The sequence below is a fragment of the Aquiflexum sp. genome, from assembly GCF_041749095.1.
In the GTDB taxonomy this organism is placed as follows: Bacteria; Bacteroidota; Bacteroidia; order Cytophagales; family Cyclobacteriaceae; genus Aquiflexum.
Window position 1 is genome coordinate 1 of the sequence record NZ_JBGTCA010000526.1, and the last position, 11,080, is coordinate 11,080.

Here is an 11,080-nt window from a genome sequence, read left to right on the forward strand (position 1 = left end):
CTCTATGGTCTGCAAAACCTGGTTGATTTTGAATACCAATGGCTAGATAACAAAACTCTTGAAATCAATTATAAAGGATGTAAAAACTAAACTTTGATATGCCTATGGAATAAGCGATCATTTTTAATAAAGAATCCGGAACTGCTGTAACAGTCCCGGACCAGTTCATGGGTTGAAAACCCACTAGTTTAATCATAACAATAAACACTCAAAATTATGAATAATAATTTACTCAGACAACTTGTGTTCTGTACCAAACAAACCATTAAGTATTTCTTGCTTCAGCTTCTTGTGCTACAAGTGGTATTGGCAGAGCCATCTTCCTCCCAGAGCATGGAGGATTATCAGGTGACTTTAAATGTAACCGACCAAAAACTGGTTGAGGTTTTGGCAGCATTGGAAAAACAGACGGATTTTGTCTTTGCTTACAACCAGCAGGTGGCCAAAGACAAATCAAGGATTACAATCGCCAATACCTCGGATCTCAAAACCATTCTTCAAAAAATCACAGAGCAGGTGGATTTTGATTTCAAAAGGGTGAACAACAACATATATGTAACCCATATCAATTCCCGATTGAAAATTGATGAGAAAATTAAATATGAAGAGGATGTCATTTCCTCCCGCAATGACGTCCTGATTACAGGCAAAGTGACCGATGGTAAGGGAGAACCTTTACCGGGAGTTTCTGTGATTATTGAAGGGACGACTAAGGGAACTGTAACTGATATCGATGGGAATTACTCTATTGATGTTTCAGAGGGAGGGGTTTTGTTGTTTTCATTTATTGGATATGTGCCCCAGAGAGTCAGAATTACTAATCAAACTGAGCTTTCCATTTCCCTAATGGAAGATAATGTCAAATTAAGCGAAGTGGTCGTTACTGCCTTTGGTTTAGAAAGAAATGAGAAAAGTATTAGTTATTCCTATCAAAAAATTGATGGTGATCGGTTAGTCAAAGCTAAAAACCCAAATTTTGGAGCTGGTCTTCAAGGTAAGATTGCCGGTTTGTCAGTTGTTCAGAGAAGTGGAGCGCCTGGTGAGTCACCTTCAATTAATATCAGAGGTAGCAGATCTATCACTGGAAATAATGAGCCCTTATATGTAGTCGATGGATTTCCTATCAGCGGAAGGATCGTGGATTTAAATCCAAATGATATAGAAACAATAAACGTATTAAAAGGCCCGACTGCCGCTGCTCTATATGGTATAAGAGCTTCTAATGGCGTAATAGTAGTCACTACCAAAAGAGGTGCTGAAGCAGGTATGGGAAAGCCTAGGATTACATTCGACAAAAATGTCACTTATGATGTTCTAACCCGGTTTCCGAATCTTCAAAAAACATATGGTCAAGGAGAATTAGGTGCATTTATACCTTTTAGTACCTTTAATTGGGGTCCCCGTATAGATACGCTTGGAACATACACTAATCAATTAGGACAACCTGAACAAGCTGCAGTCTATGATAACCCCGGTAATTTTTTTAATAATGGAAGAACATATAATGTCAATTTAGATGTGTCTAATCGATTTGAGAAAGGTAATTATTCTGTTGGAGTAGGATATATTAACCAAGAAGGTACTATTGAGGGCACCAGTTTTGAAAGATATAATTTTAAGGTAGCAAGTGATTACAATTTATCGAGTAAAGTAAGAATAGGTACATCTGTAAACTTCTCGTCTGCTAATGATAGCAGAGTAGTGGATGGAGCCGGTAATTCAAGTTTGTTTTATGCTGCATTCTTTGCTCCGGTAACATATGATTTGAGAAACAAGCCTATATCGCAACCAGATGATCCTTTTAATCAAATCAATTTTAGGGGAGGACATGATAATATCTATTGGTCGATTAAAAATAACAGCAATACAGGTGACGTGCTGAGAACTTTCGGAAATACTTATCTGGAATATAAGCCAGTTGATTGGATTACCCTAAACACTAGGTTGGGTGTCGATTATTTGGTTTCTAATCGTAAAAATGTATTATCCCTGGGATCTGGAGCCACTGGTGGAAGAACTAACCCTCCTCGTGGTGGGCAAATTACTGACTTTAATCAAAATCAAAGACAATTTAATGCTGTTACTACCTTAGTTATAGATAAACAAATTCATCCCGATCTAAGATTAAACTTTATAGCCGGCAATGAATATTTAGATTTTAACTCAAGGCAAATGGTGATCACCGGTAATGATATTGTTATTGGGGGTTTTGATCATATATCCAATACCTCACTACAGATACCTAATGAAAATGTCAATAGAAGTAGATTGGTGGGTTTCTTTTCAAATGCTGAATTAGCCTATAAAAACTACCTGTTTTTCAATGCTTCGGTAAGAAATGATATTGTTTCCAATATGCCGAGAGGGAATAGGTCTTTTGTTTATCCCTCAGTCGGTATGGGCTTTGTCTTTACTGATGCATTCAATATAGAATCTAATATTTTGACATTTGGTAAAATAAGAGGAAGTATAGCTGAAGTTGGCCAAGCAGGTCCTTTGTATGTAGGTCAAAATGTTTTTGTTAGGGGGATGGTAGCGGAGAATTTTGGTGCTGGTGCGTTTCAGTTTCCTTTCCTTGGCTTGCCCGCATTTATGATAGATAGAAATCAGGTGAGTAATATAGAGCCTGAAAACATCAAGACAAATGAAATAGGGTTTGACCTAAGATTTTTCAACAATAGATTGGGAATTGATTATAGTTATTATGAAACCTCTTCTGAAGGTCAAATATTCAGAGTGCCCCTTCCGCCCTCCACTGGGTTTGGTACTGAACTTAGAAACTCAGGAATTATGTCTGTAAAGGGCCATGAGGTGGTATTGAATATTAATCCTATTAGAAAAACTGATTTTAGTTGGGATATAACTACAAACTTTACCGCCTTCAAAAATGAAGTTGTTGAATTGGCAGAAGGTATTGAAAGATTGACATTGGGAGGATTTAGAGCTCAGATTGTAGCCGAAAGGGGATTGCCATACCCCAGTTTGTTAGGTAGTTCCTATGCAAGAGATGCAAATGATAATGTAGTGGTAGATTCAAGGCAGTTTTTGCCCAACGGTAATGCAAATCCTGCTTATGGCATGCCATTGAGAAGCCTCGAACAAAACACTTTTTTGGGTCAGGTAAATCCTGATTTTGAAATTGGGTTTATCAATCAATTCCAGTATAAACAATTTTCCCTGGCGATTCAAGTTGATTGGAGACAGGGAGGATTCATTTCCTCTGGCAGTAATCGACTGGGAAAACTGTACGGGTCTTTAGATGTAACCGGTAATAGAGAAACTCCTCAAATTTACGATGGATCCAAGGGGTTTTATGACGTTGCAGGAAATTTAGTGGTAGAGGGAGTAAATGATATTCCAATAATTCAAGGACAGCACTTCTTTAGAAATGTCCTGGATCCTATTATCGAATCCAATGTTTACGATGCCTCTTTTGTGAGATTACGGGAGATAAGATTATCGTATGATTTGTCACCTGATTTACTCAAGAGAATTGGATTTCAAAACGCTTCATTTTATGTTGTGGGAAGAAACCTTTGGTTAAATGCTGCTTTACCTAATTTTGATCCGGAGATGGTTTCAGGATCAGGAAATGTTAGAGGTGAAGAATATTTAGTAGTTCCACAAACTGCTAGCTATGGTGCAGGTTTAGTTGTATCCTTTTAAAACAAGAAAATTATGAAATCATTAATAAATAAATCATTCGCAATTCTTCTTTCCTTTTCCACCGTTTTACTATCCTGTAGTGATGATGTGATGGATAGAATAGATACTAATCCCAATACACCTACCTCAGTAAATGTGAGGCTTTTATTGCCCCATACAATAATGTCTGTAGTGTACGGTGTGGCAGGGGATTTTACGGCAAGACAGGTTTCATTTAATATGGAACATACATCTAATGTAAGTGTAAACAATAATTTCGACCCCTTTTTTATAAATGAAAGTTTATGGCAAAGTGGATATTTCGCATTGAATGATATAGATGTATTGATGGATTATGCAGAACGTAACAACTTTTTATTTTTTAAAGGTATCGCTCAGGTTCTGCAGGTTTATACTTTGAGTATGTTAACTGATGTATATGGGGACATTCCTTTTTCCGAGGCTCTTCAGGGTAACGCTATCAGAAGCCCACAGTTTGATAGTCAGGAGTTTATTTATTCTGAGATGTTTAGGATTTTGGATGAATCTATTGCAAATATTTCTGCTAATTCTCCCGATAATCCCGGAAATACAGACTTAATGTTCAATGGAAACAGGAATCTTTGGATTAAATCTGCCTACGCATTGAAAGCAAGGTTGCATAATAGGTTGAGTAAAATTGATGCCAATGGGTCTGCCAATGCCGCTTTGTCTGCTATTTCAAATTCATTTGTTGACCACACAGAAGGGTTTGTATTCACCAGATATCAAGAAGGTACTGCACATGATAATCCCTGGGCAGGCTTTCAAAAAGCCCAGAGAGTGTTTGCTATTTCTGAATCATTTATTAATCACATGAACAATACATCCGGTGATATTAATAATGATCCCAGAGCAGCGAGATGGTTCAATAGAATAAATGGCAGTTTTGTGGGAGCTCCTGTAGATAATGCACCCGCTGATCCTAACTTTGTAGCCTTCTCATCTCCTTCTACTGCCAATGTTATAGGAGATGATGCTCCTCAGCCATTGGTGATGTTCGATGAATTGATGTTTATAAAGGCAGAAGCACATCTCCGGTTAGGCCAACAAGCCCAAGCTTTAACGGCATTACGTGATGCTATTACTGCCAATATGAGAAGAAACGGTATAGCAGAAGGAGATATTAGTGCATATATTACTAGTTTAAATCTGCAAAGTGCAACGCTAAATAATATTATAGCTCAAAAATATATTTCCTTTTTCCTTTTCAATCCTGTAGAAGCCTACAATGATTGGAGAAGAACGGGTATACCGCAGTTGACTTCCCAAGTCAGACAAGTGCAAAGATTACCATATCCAAACACGGAAACCAACCGAAATCCCAATACACCAACTGGGATTAATGAGGCGACTATTTATACCACACCGGTATGGTGGGCCAGGTAATAACTCACCCTCTCTTTTTTTAATTTAGAGGTAAATCCTGCCATCAGGATTTACCTCCTTATTATTCACTCAATAAACGTTTATGTATTTCCAAAAAATTGCAAAAATATTGACATGCCTATGTCTAATGGGCCCGGGTCTTCAGGCACAAGTTCATCCTGATGCACAGTTTGCAGAGGGAATTCTCCTAAATGAAAAATTAGATGGATTTAGAGGGATTTGGTATGCCAACCAACCAAATAAATCAGAGTTTGTCTATAAATACGGAGGAGGGTTAGGTACCTATACGGCCAATCATAATCCATTGGCTATATATGCCGAATCTGTTAAAAAGACATTTTTTTGCTATGGGGCTGAGAATGAAGCCGGTTCCTTGATTTATGCTATATCTTATTTCGATCATAATTCTCAAACGGTAGCACAGCCCACCGCAATATTTGACAAAAAAACGAACGATGCTCATGACAACCCTGCCATGAGTATTGATAGCGATGGCTACATTTGGATATTTGGGACATCACATGGGATATGGAGACCCTCCTATATTCTAAAAAGCAAGTATCCTTATGAGATCAATGAATTTGAACAAGTCGAAGTCACCAAATTGGTGAATGGCGAGGCAACAATCATGGATAATTTTTCCTACCTACAGGTGTATCACTCTCCCGAAAAAGGATTTATTGGACTTTTTACCCATTATGTTGATAAACAATTTGAATCCGGGAAGAAGATGACAAGGGTAATCGCCTGGATGAAAAGTAAGGATGGGAAAAATTGGTCTGAATGGAAAGACATAGCCTCTATAGATGAAGGCCATTATCAGACCAGTTTTTTTTCAAATGGGAAGCTTTCAACGTCCTTTAATTATCACCCCTACACAAAGGGAGATATTGGGTTGAACTATAGAACAAACTTATACTACCTGGCAACTGAGGATTATGGTAATTCCTGGAAGTCCGCAGATGGAAAAATCATCAATTTGCCATTAACTGAAGAAATGAATGCTGCCTTGGTAAGAGATTATAGGTCAGAGGGATTACTTGTGTATATCAATGATGTGATGCATGATGAAAATGGCTATCCGGTAATATTATATATCACCAGCAAAGGTTTTGATCCAGGGCCGGAAAATAATCCCAGAACATGGAATTTAGCTAGTTGGAATGGGAATCAGTGGGACCTCAGTAAAGTTACTGAATCAGATAGTAATTATGATATGGGCTCGATTTTTATTGATAAATCCGGAGATTGGGTGATCGTTGGCCCCACTGAACCTGGTCCTCAAAAGTTCAATACAGGAGGGGAAATGGCCATGTGGAAAAGCAAGGATAAAGGAAAAACCTGGAAACTTCACAAGCAATTGACCAGGAACAGTGAACAGAATCATTCCTATGCCAGAAAACCACTTTTGATGCATCCGGATTTTGTGGCCTTTTGGGCAGATGGACACGGTAGAAAGCCTTCAGAATCTAGATTGTACTTTACGAATTCGAAAGGACAGGTTTTCCAATTGCCATGGAAAATGGAAAGTGAATTTGTGCGGGTTTCAAGAATGAAAATGAAATGAAATACTCATCAAATAAAAATATGAAAGGACTAGGGATCGCATTAGCCGCTTTTTTCATGACATCTTGCTTTACATTAAGTTCTCAAACTTTACCTATCAAGCATGGGCTTATCGCCTTTTGGGATTTTTCCGAAGAAATGGGAGAACCAAGAAAGTCCATGACTAATTCAAAAAATAAAAGCTATTATTTGCTCGAAGGAAATGGTGGGATTCCAAAGGTAAATGAGGATCCGATCAATGGAACATCTGCGGCTATTCAGGACGGAAGCTGGTTTTTTATCCCTAGAGATTCTTTGGGAGAACTCAACATTTTTGGGAAAGATGCCCAAGTGACAGTAGTGGCCTGGGTCAAAAAAGAATCTCCCAAAAGTTGGCAGGCCATTGCAGGTGTGTGGGATGAAAGTAGATCAAAAAGGCAGTTTTACATGTTTTTGAATGCACATTCCAAAACTCATTACAATGAGATGGTCCGTTATCCAGCTCAAGGTTTGTTGCATGGACATATATCCGCAACAGGCGGCAAAAGCCCCGACCGCGAAGCATGGATTTCATATTCCAGTTCAGGGGAGCCCGTACCCGACAATCAATGGAACTGTATCGCCATTACTTATGACGGGAAACATATCAAATCCTATATCAACGGAAAACTGAGTGCTGCAGAGTTTAGTAATCCCTTTCCCTATAATCATGGAATTTTTGATGGGGGTGAAGACGGGGCTGATTTTACAGTTGGGGCCAATTCAGTAAGTGGAAAGATGACCAATCAATTTATCGGCAAAATTTCGGGGCTTGCGGTTTTTGATACAGCCCTTAGCAATAAGGATATTACTTATCTAAATAAATTTGGAATATCAGTAAAGGCTGAAGATGAGGATTTCTAAAAATGCAATCCACGATATTGTGAGGTGGGTTTATATAGCCCCAAATCACCAAACAAGGTATATCAATTTTGGGTTTATTGATCACCAAACCAGTCCGGCCTCCGGACTGGTTTTTTCCAAAAACGCTATCAATCTTCGAATAAGAGCTTTCTCATTTTTTGTATTCCTAGTTTGGGGCTTGAAAGAACCGGTTTTTTGATGTGCTGCAACTCTGGCAATAGCACGATCATACTTCCCTGCGCCAGTACTATCACATCCACGTCATCCTGAATGGCTTCTATTTTTTCTTTTACCATGCGATTATGCATGGCCCGGTTCCCTTCTTCCAACAGAACCTTCAGGGCACCGTCTACCAATGCCTCAACGATTTCCACCTCCTTGTCTGCAACTGCTGCCTTTTCTTTAATCAGCCTGGTACTGGGACCCATGGTAGAGGCAACTGTTGCTACCACGGCAATCCTTCTGCCAAGTTTAACGGCCTCTTCGGCCATTGCCTCGTCCACTTTGAGTACCGGTACATCAATCTTATCGGCCGCAGCACTCGCGGCTTCCCCTACTGAAGAACATTGATTGAATATGGCATCCACACCCATAAGGGCAGCATTTTTAAAGTATGTCTCCATTTTTTGGTACACCCGGTCAGTGGCATAGCCTGTATCCATAACCTCTGCCAACAAGCTATCATCCACGATATTGATCAGCTCAACTTCAGGAATTATTTCTTTAAAAAATGCTATTATAGCATCCACTGAGATAAAACTCGTATGGACTATGGCTACCTTTTTCTTATTCATATCCCAGTTTGTTTGAAAGTCTGAATTTTGGTGCAGTTATTTTAACTTGAAGGATTGTCATGCTACCATTTGCCATTGTCCTTTCTTTTTGATTTACACCTTTGTTAGATATCATGGTTAAATATAGACAACCTGGGAAGAAGAATTAGAAAAATCCCTCCTTATTTTTATGGCAAATTGCTTCTTCCCGCAAGTTTTGTTTGGAGAAATTATTTATTGAAATTGTACCTTAAGTAGCTGAAAATAATGAACGTAATGGCAATTTAACTTAAAAAATCAAATGAATTCTATTCAAATCCTTCTGATAGCAATTGCCCTATTAATCAGTTTTTCTCTGAAAGATAATCCGGTGCAAAATGGTACCGATTCCCCTTCTTCCAACTATGATTTGGTAATATATGGAGGCACACCTGCCGGAGTAGCTGCTGCAGTTCAGGCTGCTAGGATGGGAAAGAAGGTTGCTTTGTTAGAACCAACCTCGACTGTTGGTGGAATAATTGTCAATGGTCTGGGTGGAACCGATATTGATAATCACCGGGAATTTCAAAACAGCCCTGCGGTGGGCGGGATTGCGTTGGAATTTTACAGGAAAGTAGCAGAAAACTATGGGAGACTGGATGAATTTAATGAAAAATTAAAAAACAGGTTAAAGGATGGGTCTATTTGGAGATTTGAACCTCATGTCGCAGAAAAAATCATAAAGACCCTTCTAGAGGAAAACGGGGTCTCAGTTTACTTAAACACCCGCTTATCCGAAGACAAAGACAATGTTTTGAAAAGACAAAGAATTATAAAACACCTTAAATCAGAGGACGGCCAAGTTTTTTCTGCCCGTATGTTTATCGATGCTTCACTGGAAGGAGATCTTCTGGCAGCTTCGGGTATTTCCACCACTTGGGGAAGAGATTCCAATGCAAAATACAGGGAAACAAAAAACGGCATCAGAGGTGAAACAACCTATAGACAATTTGAAGTAAAGGTTGATCCCTATATCCAGCCCGGAACTCCTCTGAGTGGACTGATCCCCACTGTACAGGAGGGGGAACTGGGGATTGAAGGTGAGGCGGATCAATCCATTCAGGCTTATTGTTATAGGATGTGCCTTTCAAAAGACCCCAAAAACCGACTTGATTTTCAAAAACCGAAAGATTATAAACGTAATGATTATGAAATCTACTTAAGGTATCTCAAAGCCGGAGGAAAACTATATAGGCCATCACCCAGCATACCCAATGGAAAAACCGACTTGGGAGCATGGCATGATTTATCCCATAATCTTTATGGGATGAATCATGAATACCCTGCAGGCAATTATGAAACAAGACAACGGATCTTTGATTTTCATCAATCATTTACCCAAGGGCTGTTTTACTTTCTTGCCCATGATCCTGAGGTTGGTCAGCTTGATTCAGAGCTTCAGCAGGCATGGAAGCAATGGGGATTGTGCAAAGATGAATTTACAGATAATGCAGGATGGCCCCGCCAGTTTTATGTGAGGGATGCCCGAAGAATGGTTTCAGATTATGTCATTACCGAGCATCATATCAGGCGGAACAATCCCACGCCGGTTCCGGATCCCGTAGCGGTAGCCTTTTGGCCTCCTGACCTGCATTCGGCCCGTAGAATTGTGAAAGACGGATTTGCTTACAATGAAGGTTTTGTTTTTGGTGGGGACGACTGGTGCCCCTTCGGTATATCTTACCGGGCTTTGGTTCCTAAAAAATCCGAATGTGAAAATCTGTTAACCCCCACCTGTCTTTCCTCTAGTCATGTTGCTTATGGCGCAGTTAGGATTGAATTTACCTACATGGCCTTGGGTCAAGCCTGTGCTATTGCATCGGTCATTGCAATGGACGGCTCCATTCCTGTTCAAGAGGTTGAATATGAATTGCTTAAAGAAAAACTTTTAGGAACAAATCAAGTAATCGACCCAAATCTAGTTGGCCGCCCAGATGATTTTTAAAACCAACTGGGGTTATTTTGACATTCAATGCCTCTATATTATAGAAGTAAAAATATTACGCCTATTTCCTAAAAATGAAAATTTAAAAAGCAAAGACCTGACCCCTGTTTCCGATTTCAAGTCCATAAATAAAGATTGGGTTTATTGATCACCAAATCAGTTCGGCCTCCGGACTGGTTTTGTTTCGTTAACAGCCTTAAATTTTTATACTATAATGTCCCAATGACCGAATCCATCCATAAAAATTTACCCACGCACTTTGTAAATTAACCGGTAATGCAAGGATTGACCACGGATCAACATATTTGACAATTACCGAAAAAGTTCCTTATTATTAATTTAACCAATTGTTAATCAGTAATTTAAGTAGTATTTGTAAATATTTCTTCATAATAGGGGTTACGTTGCTAGCTTTATTTGCTTTTTGATATGAGAACCGTTTCTTATTATAGAAATGTAGAAAGCAAAGGTGTGAAACTTTCTGTTTCCGATCTCAAATTCATAAATAAAGATTTAGGGTTTATTGATCACCAAACCAGTCCGGCCTCCGGACTGGTTTTGTTTTGTTTGCCTCCATAAATTTTTATACTTTATGGTACCAATAACCTAAATCGGAGCGGCCCGTCACCCTGACGTAGGAAAGCCTGCCCCGTCCGGATAGCCCCGATAGCTATCAGCTTTTTTATTGCAATATCTAATTTTAGTGGATAGTTTCCAAAACCTTCTTTGGGCAAGTATCCCAATGAATATAACTCTAATTAATTATGGCGGTTTTTTTTATGTTGATATTCTCGGTGATGGT

At 39.1% G+C, this 11,080-nt stretch carries 6 protein-coding genes; 5 read left to right on the top strand and 1 reads right to left on the bottom strand.

Annotation, left to right across the window (positions count from 1 at the left end):
• The first annotated feature begins 216 nt into the window (after window positions 1-216).
• From ACEW8O_RS23630 to ACEW8O_RS23645, 4 genes are all read left to right on the top strand, one after another.
• The gene (locus tag ACEW8O_RS23630) at window positions 217-3,666 is read left to right on the top strand and encodes a SusC/RagA family TonB-linked outer membrane protein (RefSeq protein ID WP_373497093.1); all 3,450 of its coding nucleotides are present in this window, start codon (window positions 217-219) and stop codon (window positions 3,664-3,666) included.
• A 12-nt stretch (window positions 3,667-3,678) separates the two neighbouring features.
• Window positions 3,679-5,073, top strand: a complete 1,395-nt coding sequence (locus ACEW8O_RS23635; RefSeq protein ID WP_373497094.1) for a SusD/RagB family nutrient-binding outer membrane lipoprotein — start codon at window positions 3,679-3,681, stop codon at window positions 5,071-5,073.
• A gap of 82 nt (window positions 5,074-5,155) precedes the next feature.
• Entirely contained in the window at window positions 5,156-6,640 is a 1,485-nt protein-coding gene (locus ACEW8O_RS23640) for a BNR-4 repeat-containing protein (protein ID WP_373497095.1), read from the top strand.
• A gap of 20 nt (window positions 6,641-6,660) precedes the next feature.
• Window positions 6,661-7,521: a LamG domain-containing protein gene (locus tag ACEW8O_RS23645; RefSeq protein WP_373497096.1), complete on the top strand. Its 861-nt coding sequence runs from the start codon at window positions 6,661-6,663 to the stop codon at window positions 7,519-7,521.
• A 128-nt stretch (window positions 7,522-7,649) separates the two neighbouring features.
• On the opposite strand, the gene ACEW8O_RS23650 is transcribed toward ACEW8O_RS23645, so the two are convergent.
• Window positions 7,650-8,315, bottom strand: a complete 666-nt coding sequence (locus ACEW8O_RS23650; RefSeq protein ID WP_373497097.1) for an aspartate/glutamate racemase family protein — start codon at window positions 8,313-8,315, stop codon at window positions 7,650-7,652.
• 280 nt (window positions 8,316-8,595) lie between these two features.
• On the opposite strand from ACEW8O_RS23650, the gene ACEW8O_RS23655 reads away from it, so the two are divergent.
• Window positions 8,596-10,278: an FAD-dependent oxidoreductase gene (locus tag ACEW8O_RS23655; RefSeq protein WP_373497098.1), complete on the top strand. Its 1,683-nt coding sequence runs from the start codon at window positions 8,596-8,598 to the stop codon at window positions 10,276-10,278.
• Window positions 10,279-11,080: the final 802 nt, after the last annotated feature.

Coding starts and splice junctions, on each gene's coding strand:
- ACEW8O_RS23630 (WP_373497093.1), top strand. CDS start 217: ATGAATAATAATTTACTCAGACAACTTGTGTTCTGTACCAAACAAACC.
- ACEW8O_RS23635 (WP_373497094.1), top strand. CDS start 3,679: ATGAAATCATTAATAAATAAATCATTCGCAATTCTTCTTTCCTTTTCC.
- ACEW8O_RS23640 (WP_373497095.1), top strand. CDS start 5,156: ATGTATTTCCAAAAAATTGCAAAAATATTGACATGCCTATGTCTAATG.
- ACEW8O_RS23645 (WP_373497096.1), top strand. CDS start 6,661: ATGAAAGGACTAGGGATCGCATTAGCCGCTTTTTTCATGACATCTTGC.
- ACEW8O_RS23650 (WP_373497097.1), bottom strand. CDS start 8,315: ATGAATAAGAAAAAGGTAGCCATAGTCCATACGAGTTTTATCTCAGTG.
- ACEW8O_RS23655 (WP_373497098.1), top strand. CDS start 8,596: ATGAATTCTATTCAAATCCTTCTGATAGCAATTGCCCTATTAATCAGT.